Genomic DNA, 18436 nt, shown 5'->3' on the forward strand with positions numbered 1-18436 from the left:
ATGGAAGCGAATCCCACTACTTTACCGGGTTTTCCCTGAATCCGCACGTTCCAAACTGGAGATATTTATCTAATAGGTGTATATCAGGCGCCTTGACCCAGAATCTGCTTCAAACTGTTGCACAGTCGGGCACATTGCTCGGGCGATCCTACGGTAATACGCAAATACTGCTCAATTCGTGGCTGGCGGAAATGACGCACCAAAACCCCCTGTTCGCGCAATGCCTGCTGAATACCGGCTGCCGAATGCTTAGGGTGCGTAGCCATCAAAAAGTTCGCCTTGGAAGGCAAAATTTCAAAACCCAGTTGCTCCAGATCGGCACGCAATTGCTCGCGCGCATCAATCACAGCCTGGCACTGCCGCTCAAAGTACTCTGTATCCTTCAGAGAGGCCACCGCACCAACCTGCGCAACCGTATCCATGGGGTAGGAGTTGAAGCTATCTTTAACGCGCTCCAGGGCCTGAATGATTTCAGTGCTGGCCAAGGCATAGCCCACCCGCAAGCCCGCCAGGGCACGCGACTTGGACATGGTCTGGATAACCACCAGATTGTCGTACTTTTCCAGCAAGCCCACCGAAGACGTACCACCAAAGTCCACATAAGCCTCGTCCACCACAACGGTGGTGTCGGGGTTGGCGGCCAGGATGGCTTCAATATCCGTCAGAGATAAGGGAATGCCGGTTGGCGCATTGGGATTAGCAAAAATAATGCCGGCCGGCTTCAGGCTGCGCTCGCGCACATAGTCCTGCACGTTCAGTGTGAAATCCTCGCGCAGCGGCACGATATCAGCAGGCACACCAAAGTACGAACAGTAGGTGGTGTAGAAGCTGTAGGTAATATCAGGCAGCAGCACAGGGCGCACACCACGCAGGAACAAGGCGCTAAATACATGGGCCAGCACTTCGTCAGAGCCATTGCCCAAAAAGACATTGTTCGCTTTTACGCCGTGTGCATGGGCTACGGCGTCACGCAGTTCTTGCGCACTGTAAGAGGGGTAAAGACGCAAATCATCGGTCGCCGCCTGGCGGATCGCTTCCAGCGCTTTAGGCGACGGACCGAAAGGATGTTCGTTTGTGTTCAGCTTCAAGAGATTATCCAGCTTGACCTGCTCTCCGGGTACATAAGGAGAAAGCCCAGCCACATGGTCACTCCACAAACGACTCATTACACATCCTTCAGATAAGGGTTTTTAGATGATTTGAATTCGATTCGCAAAGGCGTGCCTTCCAACTTGAAGGCCTCGCGGAAACGCGTTTCCAGATAGCGGCGGTAACTGTCCGAAATAGCATCCAGAGCGTTGCCGTGAATCACTACGATCGGAGGGTTCATGCCACCTTGGTGAGCATACCGCAACTTGGGACGGAAAATGCCTTTACGCGGTGGCTGTTGCTGCTCTACCGCTTCTTGCAACACACGCGTGAGCTTGGGCGTAGACAGCTTGGCAAACGCGGCAGCGTGCGCGGAATTGACCGACTTAAGTACAGGGTTGATCCCCTGCCCTTTCAAGGCGGACAAGGTATGCATCTTGGCAAAGTTCAGGAAACGCAATTTGCGATCGAACTCACGCTGGATCCATTCGCGCTGGTACTCGTCCAGGCCATCCCACTTATTGATGCCCACAACCAGCGCACGACCTGTTTCCACCACAAAACCGGCAATGCTGGCGTCCTGGTCGGAAATTTCGGTGTGTGCATCGATCATCAGCAAGACCACGTTACACGCCTCAATGGCCTGCAAGGTCTTGATCACGGAAAACTTCTCGACCGCTTCGAACACTTTGCCGCGTTTACGCAAACCAGCCGTGTCGATCAGGGTGTATTCCACCCCATTACGCTCAAACTCGATTTCAATGGCATCGCGGGTGGTACCGGGCTGGTCAAAAGCAATAACACGCTCTTCACCCACCAGGGTGTTGATCAGCGTGGACTTACCCACGTTGGGGCGGCCTACAATCGCCAGCTTAATACGGTGCTGGAACTCATCGTCATCCTGGTCATCACCGTCCGACTCGGGGCTAGGAACTTGTTCCAATGCCAGGTTGATCAGCTCTTCCACCCCGTCGCCGTGGGAAGCCGAGATCAGGTAAGGCTGGCCCAGACCCAGTTCGTGGAATTCTGCACCGCCGGCCTCGTAACGCATGCCTTCGGCCTTATTGACGGCCAGCACCACTTTTTGACCCAGCTTGCGCAGCAGCTGTGCAATTTCCAGATCCAGTGCATTGATGCCTTCACGGGCATCGACCAGAAAGACAACCACGTCCGCTTCGGCAATCGCTTGCTGAGTCTGGCGAGCCATCTCCAGCAACATGCCGGTTTTGGCCACAGGCTCAAAACCGCCCGTATCGACCACGATATAGGGACGGCTGCCAATCCGGCCTTCGCCGTAATGACGGTCGCGGGTCAGACCAGGGAAGTTCGCCACCAAGGCCGCGCGCGAACGCGTCAAGCGATTGAACATCGTGGACTTGCCAACGTTGGCCCGACCGACCAAAGCCACTACGGGCTTAAAAGAAACGCTTTTCAATTGATTCCAACCAAGACCAAATTACCATTGCCGGTCTGCACCAGAACCCCACGCGAGGTTCCAATCAAAGGCGACACAATGGCACCACCGCCGACACTGACCCGGCCCAACAAGGTGCCGTCCAATCGCGATAGAAAGTGAACATAGCCTTCCTGATCACCGGCGGCAAGCGCCTGGGGCAGGACGGCCAAAGGAGCCAGACCACGGTTACGCAAAGCATTCTGCGTCCAGATTGTTTGCCCATCCGTCATGGCAAACGCTTCAATCTGGTCGCGGCTATTAGCGGCATACAACATATGCTGATCCGCTGCGATACCGGTACCGGCAGAAAATTCTCTATCCCATACCAGACGCCCACCTTGGGAGACGTCAAAGCAGGCAACACGACCTTGGTAGGTTGCGCCGCACAGCAAGGGATCGATGACCAGGGGCGCACCCACGACATCATTGATGCGCTCCAGGTCGGTAGCACCACGGGAAACAGAAATACTGCCTTCCCATACCAAATGACCTTGGGCAGCATCGATGGCCATCAAACGACCATTGGGCATACCTGCCAAGAGCAAACCATCGACGATACGCATTTGCATACTGGTTTTGAGCGACAAGGCAGGACCTGGGCGCTGCAAGCTCCAGCGCAAATCGCCGGTGCTGGCATCAAAAGCCTGCAAACGGTAATCGCTGGTACGCACCACCACTACACCGGCACCGACAACGGGCGGTACATTCACCGCACTGCTGCTGCGGCTACGCCACAACTCTTTGCCCGAGTCGTCAAAGGCAATCACATTGCCATCTACCGAGGCCACAGCCGTCACCACGCCATCCGAACCGGCACCGGCAGTCAACTTCTTGCCCGCATTGGCAGACCACTGCACCCGACCCGTATCCAGATCCACTTTGCTGACTTGACCCGACACCGTGGCGGCGTACACCGAGGAACCAGTCAACTGAGGAGCAAAGCCGGAATCGGCACCGCTACCGATCGAGGTGCTCCAGCTGATTTTGGCGGCCACACCGGGGGTGTATTCCGTCAAAGGTGTAGGCTCAAAGCGCGGGTCCTTGCTGGAGAACATGGAACAACCGGCCAAAGCAGTCAGGCTCAAGGCCAGAGCGCTCAGACGCAAAGCGCGCATGGCAGAGGACGGGGATTTGCGAATAGTAGGAAGAGACATGAATTAAGCTCCTGCCAAGGCATCAAGTTTGATCTGTACCAACTGCGAAATAGGGTCTTGCTTGAGCAGCTCTACGGCTTGTTTCCAAGCGTCGCGGGCAGCCTCGTTCTGGCCTTGAGCGGCCAGAACATCGCCTTTACGATCCGCAAATAGACCGGCAAAGCTGGCCGGAGGATTAGTCAACTGAGCCAGGGCTTCGTCGTAATTCTTTTGCTCCAGCAAGATGCCAGCCAGGCGCAAGCGAGCCAAAGGCGTCAAGGCCGGGTCATGGTTGGTCTTGACCATCCACTCCAGCTGTTCGCGAGCAGCGGTCAGATTGCCACGTTTTTGCAAGGCATTCGCAGCCAGCAAGACACCACGCGAGGTGTAGCCGGACTTGGCAAAATCGTTACGCAAGGTCGTGCTGGCAGCCAGAATACGCGTATCGGCTTCCTCACCAGTCTGAGCAGCCGCGCCTTCCAGGGCTTCAAAATAGCCCATTGCCTGAGCTGCCTGATGGCCCTGGTACCACTGCCAACCACGCCAGCCAGCAACAGCGGCGACGGCGACAAAGGCCAGCACAATGCACAAGGTACCCCAGCGGTCCCACCATGCCCGCATGGCATCTAGTTTTTCCTGTTCTTCAAGATCGTAGGCCATGCTCAAATCCTTGCTGACAAAACACTGGCGAGTTCAGAAAAATCAACAGACTGTTGCTGCTCGGCGCCATCCGGAGCACGCAACCATTTCACACTGGCCTGTTCTTTTTGGATTTCATCGTCACCCAAAATAACGGCAGCCTGCGCGCCACTAGCATCAGCCCGTTTGAACTGGGACTTAAAGCCACTGGAGCCTGCGTGGACAATCACCTGCAAACCGGCATCACGCAATTGCTCGGCTAACAGCGCAGCCTTGCGTTGTGCTGCTTCGCCTTGGTGAACCATATAAACCTGGCATTCGGGCACGGCCTGCTGCTCGCCATCTTGCGAACACAGATCCAGCAAACGCTCCATACCAATGGCGAAACCCACGGCTGGGGCAGGTTTGCCACCCATCAATTCGATCAGACCGTCGTAACGACCACCACCGCACACGGTGCCCTGAGCACCCAGGCGATCGGTAACCCACTCGAACACGGTCAAGTTGTAATAATCCAGACCACGTACCAGACGCGGGTTCAGCGTGTAGGCAATGCCGGCGTCATCCAGGCGGTCGCAGACACCCTGGAAGTGGGCACGTGACTCTTCACCCAGGAAATCAAACAGGCGCGGAGCCGCATTCGCCATTTCCTGCATAGCCGGATTTTTGGTATCCAGCACGCGCAAGGGATTGGCGTACATGCGACGCTGGGCTTCTTCGTCCAGCACGTCTTTGTGGGCTTCCAAGTGCTCGATCAACGCGGCACGGTGAGCGGCACGTTCTTCGGCCTGGCCCAGCGAGTTCAATTCCAGACGAATATCCTTCAGGCCTAACAGCTTCCACAAGCGAGCCAGCATAACGATCAGCTCGGCATCCACGTCTGGCCCGGGCAAACCCAAGGCTTCCACGTCAATTTGGTGGAACTGGCGATAGCGGCCGCGCTGCGGACGTTCATGACGGAACACGGGACCCAGGGCGTACACGCGATGGGGCCGATCGTACAGAAGATTATGTTCGATAGCGGCACGCACCATCCCCGCGGTAAATTCGGGGCGCATGGTGAGCTTGTCGTCGTTCAAGGAGTCAGTAAAGGAATACATCTCCTTTTCGACAATATCGGTAACCTCACCAATACCACGGGCAAACAACTGGGTATGTTCCAGAACGGGCGTACGCATATTGCGATAGCCATAACTGGCCAACCATTCCCGCACTAGTGCCTCCAGGGCTTCCCACTGTGCGCTTTCACCCGGTAAGGTGTCTTTCATGCCCGTCAGGGCGCGGAGCTTTTGAAACTGCTGCGTCATAATTCTAATGGTTTGCTCGCCATAGACTGACAAGCGTGTTGATCAAACCGTTGGAGCTTTGCCGTAGCGGCGCTCAACGTAGTTCTGGACAATGGTCTGAAATTCCTGAGCGATAGTATCACCCTTCAGGGTCACGACCCGCTCGCCGTCCACATAGACCGGTGCCGAAGGCACTTCCCCGGTCCCCGGCAAACTGATGCCAATATCGGCATGGCGGCTTTCCCCTGGACCATTGACCACACAGCCCATCACCGCGACGTTCATGGATTCCACGCCGGGATACTGATTTTTCCAGACAGGCATCTGGTCGCGCAAATAGCTTTGAATATCATTGGCCAGCTCCTGGAACACCGTACTGCTGGTGCGCCCACAACCTGGACACGCCACCACCATAGGAGTGAAGGCACGCAGACCCATGGTCTGCAAGATCTCCTGAGCCACCACGACTTCGCGGGAGCGATCGCCACCGGGCTCGGGGGTCAGGGAAATACGGATGGTGTCGCCAATGCCTTGTTGCAACAAGACAGACAAGGCGGCGGTAGAGGCCACAATGCCTTTGCTGCCCATCCCCGCTTCAGTCAGGCCCAGATGCAAAGCGTAATCGCAGCGCGAGGACAAATCCTGATAAACGGTAATCAAATCCTGCACATGACTGACTTTGCAGGACAACACAATGCGCTTGCCATCCAAACCCAGCTCTTCGGCGCGCTGGGCATTGCTAATGGCCGAAAACACCAGAGCATCCCGCATGACAGCCTGTGCCGTCCAGGGACGAGCCCGCTGATTATTTTCGTCCATCATGCGAGCCATCAGCTCGTGGTCCAGACTGCCCCAGTTCACGCCAATACGCACGGCCTTGTCATAACGGCAGGCGATTTCGATCATCTTGGCAAAATTATCGTCCCGACGCTTGCCCCCGCCCATATTGCCGGGATTGATCCGGTACTTGGACAAGGCTTGCGCACATTCCGGGAAGTCGGCCAGCAATTTATGGCCGTTGTAGTGGAAGTCGCCCACCAGGGGAACGTTCACCCCCATGCGATCCAACTGTTCACGAATAGCAGGAACTTCGCGCGCGGCTTCCGGCGTGTTAACGGTAATGCGGACTAACTCGGAACCGGCACGGGCCAGCTCTTTAACCTGAATAGCCGTTGCGATGGCATCGACCGTATCGGTGTTGGTCATGGACTGAACCACCACCGGCGCCGAGCCCCCGAGCTTCACCACGTGATCCCCCCAGCGCACGTCAACCGCGCGCGTCACCCGTTTGGCTTGAGCACCAACAGGCAAGGGTTGGCAAGCAGAGGAAATATCGGGGCCCTGCGTCATTTCTTCAGTTCCTTGAGCCAGTCAAAAAACAGCCACTCTTCGGGAATCCAGCCCCGATCAATGGCGTAAAAACCAGCTACCAGCAAAAACGCAATAATGATAAGAATCCAGATCCAGGAAAAGCCTGCACGCGAATCGGCATACAGGCTTAAGTCGGCGCTGGACAAGCTCGCACCGGCGTTGCTGCGCGGCACCGGCTTGGGAGCAGTCGTATCCGTAACCTGGCTCTCCAGCAAGACCAGCACAGCGGCAATGTCGGCGTCCAAAAAGCGGGCGTAATTGCGCACCATGCCACGCAAGGGCTGCCCACCGGGCAACTGGTCCCACTCCTCGCCCTCCAGGGCCTCGAGCTGCCGGACCGAAAACTTCAAGCGGGTGGAGACTTCGTTCAGCGTACAGGACCGCGCCAGACGCAGCTCACGCAATGTAGGGCCTACACCTGCGCCCGCTTCCGGAGCAGTTTGGTGGGAGGGGACCAAGGTCTCGCTCATGCACGTTCCTGTTTGATTTGAATAACAGCACGATCAGGCAAACGCTGTTCGATACGGGTGCGATCACGAATATCGCCCGCCAACTGTCCACAAGCAGCGGCGATATCGTCGCCACGCGTCTTGCGCACTGTGGTTACCACCCCACCATCCATCAGCCTTTGGGCAAACTGTTTGACCCGTGCAGCTGAGGAGCGTTTCAGACCGGACTGCGGAAAAGGATTGAAAGGAATCAAATTAAATTTACAACGCACAATGCGTGCGATATCCAACAGTTCCTGCGCATGCTGGTCGGTATCGTTAATACCGTCCAGCATGATGTATTCAAACGTGATGAAGTCACGCGGAGCGTGTTCCAGATAGCGATTACAGGCATCCAGAAGCTCGGCCAGCGGGTACTTCTTGTTCAACGGCACCAGGCGATCACGCAAAGCATCATTAGGCGCATGCAGTGATACCGCCAAGGCTACCGGGCAATCTTTGGCCAGACGGTCCATCATGGGCACCACACCGGAGGTGGACACCGTAACGCGACGACGCGACAGGCCGTAAGCATTATCGTCCAGCATCAGGCGCAACGCACCCAGCACCTGATCATAATTAAGCAGGGGCTCGCCCATACCCATCATGACCACATTGCTGATCACTCGCGTGCTGGTTTGCGCGGCATCGCCAATGCGAGCCGTTTCAGGCGCGCCCAGCAATGCACGGCGAGCAAACCAAAGCTGGCCGATGATCTCCGATGTCGAGAGGTTGCGGTTGAAGCCCTGGTAACCCGTAGAGCAAAACGGACAGGCCACCGTACAACCGGCCTGACTGGAGATGCACAAGGTGCCCCGGTCGTCTTCGGGGATGAAAACCGCTTCGACGGCATTATTGCTGCCTACATCAAACAGCCATTTACGGGTGCCGTCGGTAGAAATATGTTCATGCGACATGCTGGGCGCGGTGACAACGCAATGAGCGGTCAGCTGTTCGCGGAACTCGCGCGCCAGATCGGTCATCTGCCCAAAATCGCTTTGTTGACGCTGGTGAATCCAGCGCTGCAATTGCCGCGCTCGAAAAGGCTTGCCACCCCATTGGGCGACCAGTTCAACAAGTTGCTCCGGGCCCAGGCCCAGAAGATTGGTAGGTTCGAGCGATGACATAAAAAATTAGTACCTTCACGCTGTACGGCTTTTACTTTTTTGCAAAACCGCAAAAAAGCCCCCTGCTGTTCGATTTACCCGGCACACCGAAGTTCCAGTGAGCCGGGCAAGTCTTGCTCAGAGTGCCGCCCATACTGCGCGGTTTAGCAAATTAACGGCTGTAAACGTTGCACTCTGGGAAGAAGAAAGCGATTTCGACCGCTGCAGTTTCAGGGGCATCAGAGCCGTGAACTGCGTTAGCGTCGATGCTTTCTGCAAAGTCAGCGCGGATGGTGCCAGCGTCAGCTTTCTTAGGGTCAGTAGCACCCATCAGTTCGCGGTTTTTGGCAATGGCGCCTTCGCCTTCCAGAACTTGTACGAATACAGGACCGGAAATCATGAAGTCGACCAGATCCTTGAAGAAAGGACGCTCGGCGTGCACGCCGTAAAAGCGCTCGGCTTCGCCGCGCGACAGGTGAACCAGGCGACCGGCGATCACTTTCAGGCCAGCGCCTTCAAAGCGGGAAACAATCTGACCGATCACGTTTTTAGCAACGGCATCGGGCTTGATAATGGACAGAGTGCGTTCAATAGCCATGTGAAAATCCAATTAAGAACAATATAGTGTAGTCTTTGCTGCGTAAAGCAAAATGCAGATCCGACGGTTCGCGCTAAATTTTTTAATGAAAACAAGCACTTTCATCAGATTTACGGCAACCCGGCATTTTACCACGCCAAAGACGCACGGCCACATCTTAAAATAGCGCATCTTACATTCGTTTTTTACCCAGGATTAGTCCAGCCCGACGCTGCGCCCAAAAGCGCACTGGCGGGCCGACAGACCGCATGACCATGACCAACTCATCCGCAACACCCCCCGACGACCAGCTATCCAAGAGCTTTGAACCCCAGGAAATCGAAACGCGCTGGTATGCGCGCTGGGAGCAAGCCGGCCTTTTCGAGGCTGGCCAGCATGTCCAGCCCTTGGGTGAGCACCAGTCCGAACCCTTTGTGATCCAATCCCCGCCACCGAACGTGACCGGGACTTTGCACATGGGTCACGCTTTTAACCAGACCATCATGGATGGCCTGACGCGCTACCACCGCATGAAAGGCGACGACACGGTCTATATTCCCGGCACCGACCATGCCGGGATTGCCACCCAGATCATTGTGGAACGCCAGCTTGATGCCCAAAACATCAGCCGCCACGAGCTGGGCCGCGAGAAATTCCTGGAAAAAGTCTGGGAGTGGAAAGAGAAATCAGGCAGCACCATTACCGGCCAGTTCCGTCGCCTGGGCGCGTCCTGTGACTGGAGCCGCGAATACTTCACTATGGACGACAATTTGTCCCGTGGTGTGCTGGAAACCTTTGTTCGCCTGTACGAGCAAGGCCTGATTTACCGTGGCAAGCGCCTCGTGAACTGGGACCCCGTACTGGGCACCGCCGTATCCGACCTGGAAGTGGTCAGCGAAGAAGAAGACGGCCATTTGTGGGAAATCAGCTACCCGCTGACCTCGCCTCAAGGCGGGCTTACCCACCTGACCGTTGCCACAACCCGCCCTGAAACCATGCTGGGCGACGTTGCCCTGATGGTGCATCCTGAAGACGAGCGCTATATCGGCTTGATCGGTCAGACAGTAACGCTGCCGCTGGTGGGACGCTCCATCCCGATTATTGCGGACGACTACGTAGACCCGGCCTTTGGCACGGGCGTGGTCAAGGTCACCCCTGCCCACGACTTTAATGACTACGCCGTCGGCCAACGCCACGGTCTGGACATGATCAGCATCCTGACGCTGGATGCCCATATTGCCGACACCGCGCCCGAAGCCTACCAAGGCCTGGAGCGCTTTGCTGCCCGCAAGCAGATTGTGGCCGATCTGGAAGCCCAAGGCCTGCTGAACGCCGTCAAACCACACAAGCTGATGGTGCCCCGTGGCGACCGTACCAATACGGTTATCGAACCCATGCTGACAGACCAGTGGTTTGTTGCCATGAGCAAGCCCGCGCCTGAGGATTCGCTGCACCCAGGAAAAAGCATTACCCAGGTTGCCCTAGACGTAGTGGCCGACGGCCGTGTGCGCTTCTACCCTGACAACTGGTCCAACACCTACAACCAGTGGCTGAACAACATTCAGGACTGGTGTATTTCACGTCAACTGTGGTGGGGCCACCAGATTCCCGCCTGGTACGCCGAAGACGGCCGCCTGTTTGTGGCCCGCTCGGAAGAAGAAGCACTGGAACAAGCTCGCGCTGCTGGCGTGACCGGCCCATTGCGTCGCGACGAAGACGTGCTGGACACCTGGTTCTCCTCCGCCCTCGTCCCGTTTACCGACTTGGGCTGGCCGGAAGAAACTCCAGACTTGGCCCGTTACCTGCCCTCCAGCGTGCTGGTCACCGGCTTTGACATCATTTTCTTCTGGGTCGCCCGCATGGTCATGATGAGCATGCACCTGACCGGCCGCGTTCCTTTCAACACCGTCTACGTCCATGGACTGGTGTGCGATATGGAAGGCAAGAAAATGAGCAAATCCAAGGGCAATACCATTGACCCGGTGGATTTGATCGACGGCATTGATCTGGAAAGCCTGCTGCACAAGCGAACGTTTGGCCTGATGAACCCCAAGCAGGCACAAAGCATTACCAAGCGCACCAAGAAAGACTACCCGGACGGCATCCCCGCCTTCGGCACGGACGCGCTGCGCTTCACCATGGCGGCCTACGCCACCTTGGGCCGCAACATCAACTTCGATATGAAGCGTTGCGAAGGCTATCGCAACTTCTGCAACAAGCTGTGGAACGCCACCCGCTTTGTGCTGATGAACACCGAAGGCCATGACCTGCACTCTGACGCCCAGGCCGAGCTGAGCTTTGCTGACCGCTGGATCATCAGCCTGCTGCAGGGCCTGGAACAAGACGCCGAGCGTGGTTTTTCGGATTACCGTTTCGACAACGTCGCCAATGCGATTTACCACTTCGTATGGGATGAATACTGCGACTGGTATCTGGAACTGGCCAAGACCCAGATCCAGAACGGCACGCCCGAGCAGCAGCTGGGCACCCGCCGCACTCTGATCCGCGTACTGGAAGTGGTATTGCGCGTCGCCCACCCTATCATTCCTTTCATCACCGAAGAGCTGTGGCAGAAAGTATCGGTAGTGGCAGGCAAGCGCGCTGCTGATGAAGCCGTCAGTATTTCGGTCCAGCCTTATCCTGTTGCCAACCTTGCCGCCATTGACGAGCAAGCCCAGGCCCAGGTTGCAGAGCTGAAAGCCCAGGTAGACGCCATTCGCGCCCTGCGTGGCGAAATGAACATCTCGCCTGCTCAGCGCGTGCCCTTGATCGCTCAAGGCGATGCCGCCATCCTGAAAGCCAATAGCCCCTATCTGGCAGCCTTGTGCAAACTGGAAACCGTGGACATCGTGGATCAGTTGCCTACCGATGCAGGCGCGCCTGTGCAAGTCGTGGACTCCGCTCAACTGATGTTGCATGTAGAGATCGACGTGGAAGCGGAACGTATCCGCCTTTCCAAGGAAATCGAGCGCCTGCAAGGCGAGATCAGTAAGGCCCAAGGCAAGCTGTGCAATGCCAGCTTTGTCGAACGCGCCCCAGCCGCCGTCGTCGAACAAGAGCGCTTGCGCGTGGCCCAGTTCGGTGAAACGCTGACCAAGGTGAAACAGCAGTTTGATCGTCTGGCTTAATCGCCAAAGCAAACAAAAAGCCCTGCATTTTTGCAGGGCTTTTTTTATTCCACCAAGCGAGCATTCCGTATATTTTCACCCAGGCGGCACTGAGTCTGCGCCGCCCTCTGCCTTGCCGGCTCTTTGCGCCCCAGGAGATGGAATAAACAGAGGGGGGGGTATCCCTCAGTAGGGTTTTAGACCGTCGACGAAGCCAGGGCAGCCAGAAACCGCTCGTCTGCTTTAGTCAGCTCACCTCGTTGGCGGGCTTGCTCAATCAACTCAGGACGACGCAAAGCGGTCAAACGCAGAGACTGTTCGCGCCGCCAGACCTGAATACGACCGTGATGGCCAGACATCAGCACTTCAGGCACAGCCTGATCACGGTAGACCTCAGGGCGAGTGAAATGGGGACTATCCAGCAAACCGCTATTGTCTGCATGAAAGGAATCCTGGCGCGCCGAGTCGGCGTCATTCAGAACGCCCGGCAGTAAACGCACCACACTGTCGATAATGGCCAGGGAAGCAATTTCCCCACCCGACAGTACGAAGTCACCCAAAGACAATTCCAGGGTAATACGCGCATCAATAAAACGCTGATCTATCCCTTCATAGCGGCCACAAACCAGAACCGCGCCCGGACCTTGAGCCAACTCCTGAGCCACAGCCTGATCAAAGCGCCGCCCAGTGGGGCTGAGCAAAATGACTTCAGGGCTATCGCCGCGATCGGCCAACGCCTGATCCAAAGCGTCGTTTAGGGGATCGGCCAACATGACCATGCCAGGACCACCACCGTAGGGACGATCATCTACGGTGCGATGCACGTCTGTGGTGTAGTCGCGCGGGTTCCAGGTACGCATTTGCCAAATACCCTGCTTATGCGCACGGCCCGTGACGCCAGCCTCGCTGACCACATTAAACATGTCCGGGAACAAGGTCAGGGCATCAAATCGCATGGGGACTCGGCAGAAGAAAAGACAGGCTGGCATTGAAAGTAGCAGCAATCCGCTGGGGAGCTGCTGGCTTCAGACCATCTGATTGAAACGATCAAACCGACCAGTGGCTATGCAGCTCGCGCGCAGGCAAATCCACCGAATGCACAATAGCTTGCACAAAGGGGACCAGCTCTTCCAGCGGCCTGCCCTGCTCATCTTTTTCGGGTGTAAAGACACCCTCGGCACTCCAGGAACCACGATGCACGACCAGGATGGACTGAGCACTGTTATCCAGTACTTCCACCACTTCACCCACGCACACCGACTGGCCATCCTGCTCGCCAAAGAAACGGCAGCCGATTAGATCGACCCAATAAAATTCATCTTCGTCCGCTTTGGGAAAAGCGGCGCGGGAGACCGAAACAGTCTGCCCCTTAAGAGCATGAGCCAGCTCTCGATTATCTAAACCTTCAAACTGCGCCACAATGGTTGCACCATGCTGCTTCGCCGTTTGTATCTGTCTGGGTGACGCAGACGCAAAAACGCCCGCCTGAGCTTCAGGCCGGGGCGTTTTTAACCACCATGTTTTTGTATTCAGTAGCGCTTGGGTCTGCATAGAATGCGGCTGGATTTTCACCCAACCACGCACACCATAGGCGGAAACAATACGACCAAGCTCAACAAGGTCAGCAGGAATCGTGGATTGCTTCACACTAAACGCTACAAAAAAACAGGTGAATCAACTTAGGCAGCCGAAGCGACCTTAGCCGAGTATTCTTTCAACAGGCGAGCCACAGCAGGCGAAACCTGAGCACCGTTGTCGGTGAAGTGCTTTACACGATCCATTTGCAGACGCAGGTTTTCATGACCTTCGCCAGCAACTGGATTGTAAAAACCTAAACGTTCGATGAAGCGACCATCACGGCGTTCACGCGCCTCGGCGGCTACTACGTTGTAAAAAGGACGCTTTTTGGAGCCACCACGGGCCAAGCGAATTACCACCATTGATAATCCCTTTATTGTGTAAGGTAAACGGTAAACAAAAAATTCTAGCACTATTCCGGCATGCATGCCAAAAGCAACACGCAAAGATAGCAGATTCAGTGCTAGATACGCAACATACAAAGCAGTATTCTACCGCCGTCGGCTTAACGACGGCGTAAAAAATGCAGAGTTTTTTCAGCTTCAGGCTCTTGAACCAACAATTCATTGCCTGTTTGGCGACAAAAAGCCTGAAAATCCTGCACAGCGTGCTGGTCGGTTGTAATAACCAGCAGGACCTGTCCAGATTCCAACTGTGCCAAGGCCTTCTTGGCACGCAAAATAGGCAGCGGGCATTTCAGCCCACTGGCATCAACCTGCAGGTCGCTATTGGGCAAAGCACCAGTTTGCGGGGCTGTCATTATGCACCCAGCTTGCTTTCAACCCAGGCCTGGACCGAGGCATTGGCCTGTGGCAAGACGCTGGCATCATTACCACCGCCCATGGCCATGTCAGGACGACCACCGCCCTTACCGCCCATTTGCGAGGCCACAAAGCCCACCAGATCACCTGCCTTGACCTTGGAGGTCAGATCGGGCGTTACGCCCGCCACGAGGCTGACTTTGCCGTCGGCAACGATGGACAGCAAGATCACAGCAGACTGCAGCTTGTTCTTCAACTGATCCGCCATTTCACGCAAGGCTTTGGCTTCCACACCTTGCAGCGTGGCCACCAGCAAGCGGCTGCTGTCATTCAAAGGCACAGCCTGAGCCAGCAGATCTTGGCCTGCAGACGCGGCCAACTTGGACTGCATTTGCTCACGTTCACGCTCCAGATCCTTGACCTGGCTTTGCAAGGCACTGATACGGGCAGCCAAACCTTCAGGCTGGGTCCGCAGACTGGCAGAGGCCTCATTAAGCAGACGCTCCTGGGCCTGCACCCAGTGCAGACTATTGATGCCAGTAATGGCCTCAATACGACGCACGCCAGCGGCAACACCACCTTCAGAGACAATCTTGAACAAACCAATATCGCCCGTGCGCTGAACGTGGGTACCACCGCACAGCTCTCGCGAAAACCCAATATCCAGTACGCGCACTTCATCGCCGTACTTTTCGCCAAACAAGGCCATGGCACCACCGCTGACGGCATCATCAAAAGACATCAGCTGAGCCTGTACAGCTTGGTTCGCCAGGACCTGATCATTCACAATGGCCTCAACCTGAGCAATTTGCTCGGCCGACATGGCGGCATCGTGCGCAAAGTCAAAACGTGTCTTTTCGGCATCAACCAGCGAACCACGCTGTTGAACATGAGAACCCAATACCTGACGCAGCGCTTTGTGCATCAAGTGGGTGGCCGAGTGGTTACGGATCACGCGATCACGACGCTCGGTATCTACTTGGGCCTGAACGGTTTGACCAACGCTTAAGGTGCCAGCGCTCAACACGCCTTGGTGACCAAAAACCTGATTGGAAATTTTCTGAGTGTCCTGAACGTCAAAGGACAGACCATTATCGCCACTTAAGATACCGGCATCACCAACCTGACCACCAGACTCGGCATAGAAAGGCGTGGCATCCAGAACCACAACGGCTTGCTGGCCCTGAGCCACGGATTGAACGGACGTACCGTCCACATACAACGCCGTGACCGTGCCCTTACCTTCCAAGGTGGTGTAACCGTCAAAACGGGTCTGCACACCGGAGTAGCTCAGGCCTTCAGCTGTTTTGAATTTGCCGGATGCCCGCGCCATCTGACGCTGGTTTTCCATGGCCACTTCAAAACCATCCAGATCAACCTCAATACCGCGCTCACGGCAGATGTCAGCCGTCAGATCCACCGGAAAACCGTAGGTGTCGTACAAGGTGAACAGCGTCTGGCCGTCCAGCTTGGCGCTCGCTGGCAAAGCGGCCAAGGCCCCTTCCAGAATGCGCATGCCGTTTTCCAGCGTTTCGCTAAAGCGCTCTTCTTCCTGACGCAGCACTTGTTCAATACGTTCGCGTTGCTGAATCAGCTCGGGATACGCTTCACCCATGGCTTGGCCCAGATCCTGAACCAAACGGTAGAAGAACAAACCCTTCTGACCCAGCTTGTGGCCGTGCCGCAAGGCACGGCGAATAATACGGCGCAACACATAGCCACGGCCTTCATTGCTGGGGATGACCCCGTCAATGATCAAAAAGCTGCAGGCACGGATATGGTCAGCAATAACCTTGAGTGAGTTATTGCTCAGGTCGTTAGTCTTGGTTTCACGCGCGGCGGCATGAATCAGGGACTGGAACAGGTCGATTTCGTAGTTGGAGTGCACATGCTGCAACACAGCCGAAATACGCTCCAGACCCATGCCCGTATCCACACACGGCTTGGGCAGCGGCGTCATGGAGCCATCCGCAGAGCGTTCGAACTGCATGAACACCAGGTTCCATACTTCGATGTAACGGTCGCCGTCTTCTTCGGGCGATCCGGGAGGGCCACCCCAAACGTCTGCACCGTGATCGTAGAAAATTTCCGAGCAAGGACCACAGGGGCCGGTATCGGCCATCTGCCAGAAGTTGTCCGAGTTGTAGCGTACGCCGCCCTTGTCACCAATACGGATGATGCGCTCTTTGGGCACACCAATTTCCGAGGCCCAGATATCGTAGGCTTCGTCATCTTCTTGATAAACGGTGACCCAGAGTTTTTCTGCAGGCAGTTGGTAGACAGTCGTCAGCAGTTCCCAGGCATAGCGAATGGCGTCTTGCTTGAAGTAATCGCCAAAGCTGAAGTTGCCCAGCATTTCAAAAAAGGTATGGTGGCGGGCGGTATAGCCCACGTTTTCCAGGTCATTGTGCTTACCACCGGCACGGACACAGCGCTGCGAGCTGGTTGCACGGTTGTAGGGGCGGGTTTCTTTACCCGTGAACACATCTTTGAACTGCACCATCCCTGCGTTAGTGAACAGCAAGGTGGGGTCATTACCTGGAACCAACGAAGCCGAGGAAACGATGTGGTGTCCCTTGGATTCAAAAAAAGAAAGAAACTTCTGACGAATTTCTGAGGTTTTCATTACATGCAACGCGATGGAAAATTTAACTGCCTATTATAAGACGATCAGCCTTGCAGCCCATGCGCGCGCTGCGCTGGCACAACACCTGCCGCCCCGGCATAGCAGTGAGAAGCCCGGACGCCACACTCCCTGTACGAGCGGCTGCGTAAGCGTCAAATAGTACTGTTTTCAGCGGGCAGAAACAACAATTCCGACCCCGGAGAGTCGGAACGTGAGCCACACAGCCTGGATTGCAGGATGCTGCCATGACAGACCAGGATGCGTAGACCCTGGTCTGGGGCCGATCAAGCCTTGGGCTGATAGGGATGATGCTCGGCCCAATGGCGAGCAATATCCACACGGCGGCACACCCAGACGCGCTCGTGCGATTGCACGTAATCCAGGAAGCGCTGCAAGGCACGGAAGCGACCTGGGCGGCCAATCAGACGGCAATGCAGGCCGATGGACAGCATCTTGGGGGCTTCTTCACCCTCTTCGTACAGCACGTCAAACGCGTCTTTCAGGTAGGAGAAGAAATGATCGCCTGTGTTGAAGCCTTGCGGAGCCGCAAAACGCATATCGTTGCTGTCCAGGGTGTAAGGCACGATCAGCTGAGGCTTGATGCTCTCGTCGCTCATCGGGACTTCGGCCCAGAAAGGCAGGTCGTCGCCGTAGTAATCGGAGCTGTACAGGAACTGGCCCTCTTCAGCCACCAGACGCAAAGTGTTGGGGCTGTCGCGGCCGGTATACCAGCCCTCGGGATGATGGCCCACCAAGTCCGTCAGCACTTTTACGCACTGACGCATATGCTCGCGCTCCACCTCTTCGGACACGTTCTGGTAATGAATCCAGCGGTAACCGTGACAAGCGATCTCGTGACCCAGGCGGACAAATTCTTGAGCCAACTCGGGATGGCGTTCCAGCGCCATGCCCACACCAAACACGGTCATGGGCAAACCGCGCTTTTCAAATTCCTTGAGAATCCGCCAAACTCCGGCACGCGAGCCGTACTCATAGATGGATTCCATGGACAGGTGACGGTCGGGATAAGCCGCGGCACCAATGATTTCGGACAGAAACTGCTCGGAGCCCGGATCACCGTGCAAGACGCAGTTCTCGCCGCCTTCTTCATAGTTCAAAACAAACTGCACCGCAATGCGCGCCCGGTCAGGCCATTGTGCATGGGGCGCGTTTTTACCGTAACCAATCAGGTCACGAGGGTACTTACTCAAGGACATAC

The 18436-nt window shown here is 56.1% G+C and carries 16 protein-coding genes; 1 reads left to right on the forward strand and 15 read right to left on the reverse strand.

The genetic code is table 11. The features are described 5' to 3' along the window. Positions 1-83 precede the first annotated feature (83 nt). The 9 genes from hisC to ndk form a co-directional block, all read right to left on the reverse strand. Complete coding sequence (gene hisC, locus IE156_RS02235) at positions 84-1166, reverse strand: histidinol-phosphate transaminase (RefSeq protein WP_189390848.1); 1083 nt, start codon at positions 1164-1166, stop codon at positions 84-86. After that, on the reverse strand, positions 1166-2458 hold the full coding sequence (der, locus tag IE156_RS02240) for a ribosome biogenesis GTPase Der (protein WP_229841008.1): 1293 nt from the start codon (positions 2456-2458) through the stop codon (positions 1166-1168). The genes hisC and der overlap by 1 nt, the downstream gene beginning before the upstream one ends. Positions 2459-2520: 62 nt before the next feature. Further along, a complete protein-coding gene (gene bamB, locus IE156_RS02245; protein ID WP_373296476.1) occupies positions 2521-3699 on the reverse strand; it encodes an outer membrane protein assembly factor BamB in 1179 nt (392 codons plus the stop codon). Between the two features lie 3 nt (positions 3700-3702). Then, positions 3703-4338, reverse strand: a complete 636-nt coding sequence (locus IE156_RS02250; protein ID WP_189390850.1) for a YfgM family protein — start codon at positions 4336-4338, stop codon at positions 3703-3705. Positions 4339-4340: 2 nt separating this feature from the next. Then, positions 4341-5624, reverse strand: a complete 1284-nt coding sequence (hisS, locus tag IE156_RS02255; protein WP_189390851.1) for a histidine--tRNA ligase — start codon at positions 5622-5624, stop codon at positions 4341-4343. Between the two features lie 42 nt (positions 5625-5666). Beyond that, positions 5667-6953, reverse strand: coding sequence for a flavodoxin-dependent (E)-4-hydroxy-3-methylbut-2-enyl-diphosphate synthase (gene ispG, locus IE156_RS02260; RefSeq protein ID WP_189390852.1), 1287 nt, complete (start codon positions 6951-6953; stop codon positions 5667-5669). Further along, on the reverse strand, positions 6950-7444 hold the full coding sequence (locus tag IE156_RS02265; RefSeq protein ID WP_189390853.1) for a helix-turn-helix domain-containing protein: 495 nt from the start codon (positions 7442-7444) through the stop codon (positions 6950-6952). Before IE156_RS02265 ends, ispG begins: the two co-directional genes overlap by 4 nt. Beyond that, complete coding sequence (gene rlmN, locus IE156_RS02270) at positions 7441-8589, reverse strand: dual-specificity RNA methyltransferase RlmN (protein WP_189390854.1); 1149 nt, start codon at positions 8587-8589, stop codon at positions 7441-7443. Before rlmN ends, IE156_RS02265 begins: the two co-directional genes overlap by 4 nt. A gap of 151 nt (positions 8590-8740) precedes the next feature. Continuing rightward, positions 8741-9166: a nucleoside-diphosphate kinase gene (ndk, locus tag IE156_RS02275; protein ID WP_189390855.1), complete on the reverse strand. Its 426-nt coding sequence runs from the start codon at positions 9164-9166 to the stop codon at positions 8741-8743. A 254-nt stretch (positions 9167-9420) separates the two neighbouring features. Here ndk and IE156_RS02280 point away from each other — a divergent pair, with 254 nt between their 5' ends. Further along, positions 9421-12273, forward strand: a complete 2853-nt coding sequence (locus tag IE156_RS02280) for a valine--tRNA ligase (RefSeq protein ID WP_189390856.1) — start codon at positions 9421-9423, stop codon at positions 12271-12273. 176 nt (positions 12274-12449) lie between these two features. On the opposite strand, the gene trmD is transcribed toward IE156_RS02280, so the two are convergent. The 6 genes from trmD to puuE form a co-directional block, all read right to left on the reverse strand. Next, on the reverse strand, positions 12450-13208 hold the full coding sequence (trmD, locus tag IE156_RS02285; protein WP_189390857.1) for a tRNA (guanosine(37)-N1)-methyltransferase TrmD: 759 nt from the start codon (positions 13206-13208) through the stop codon (positions 12450-12452). 91 nt (positions 13209-13299) lie between these two features. After that, the gene (rimM, locus tag IE156_RS02290) at positions 13300-13899 is read right to left on the reverse strand and encodes a ribosome maturation factor RimM (RefSeq protein WP_189390858.1); all 600 of its coding nucleotides are present in this window, start codon (positions 13897-13899) and stop codon (positions 13300-13302) included. 32 nt (positions 13900-13931) lie between these two features. After that, positions 13932-14192 (reverse strand): 30S ribosomal protein S16, encoded by a 261-nt coding sequence (rpsP, locus tag IE156_RS02295; RefSeq protein WP_189390859.1) that lies wholly within the window; start codon positions 14190-14192, stop codon positions 13932-13934. Between the two features lie 143 nt (positions 14193-14335). Beyond that, complete coding sequence (locus IE156_RS02300) at positions 14336-14590, reverse strand: sulfurtransferase TusA family protein (protein WP_189390860.1); 255 nt, start codon at positions 14588-14590, stop codon at positions 14336-14338. Beyond that, positions 14590-17217 (reverse strand): alanine--tRNA ligase, encoded by a 2628-nt coding sequence (alaS, locus tag IE156_RS02305; RefSeq protein ID WP_189390861.1) that lies wholly within the window; start codon positions 17215-17217, stop codon positions 14590-14592. The genes IE156_RS02300 and alaS overlap by 1 nt, the downstream gene beginning before the upstream one ends. Before the next feature lie 284 nt (positions 17218-17501). Next, the gene (gene puuE, locus IE156_RS02310; RefSeq protein WP_189390862.1) at positions 17502-18434 is read right to left on the reverse strand and encodes an allantoinase PuuE; all 933 of its coding nucleotides are present in this window, start codon (positions 18432-18434) and stop codon (positions 17502-17504) included. Between the last annotated feature and the right edge of the window lie 2 nt (positions 18435-18436).

Source organism: Alcaligenes pakistanensis (genome assembly GCF_014652815.1).
Lineage (GTDB): Bacteria > Pseudomonadota > Gammaproteobacteria > Burkholderiales > Burkholderiaceae_B > Alcaligenes > Alcaligenes pakistanensis.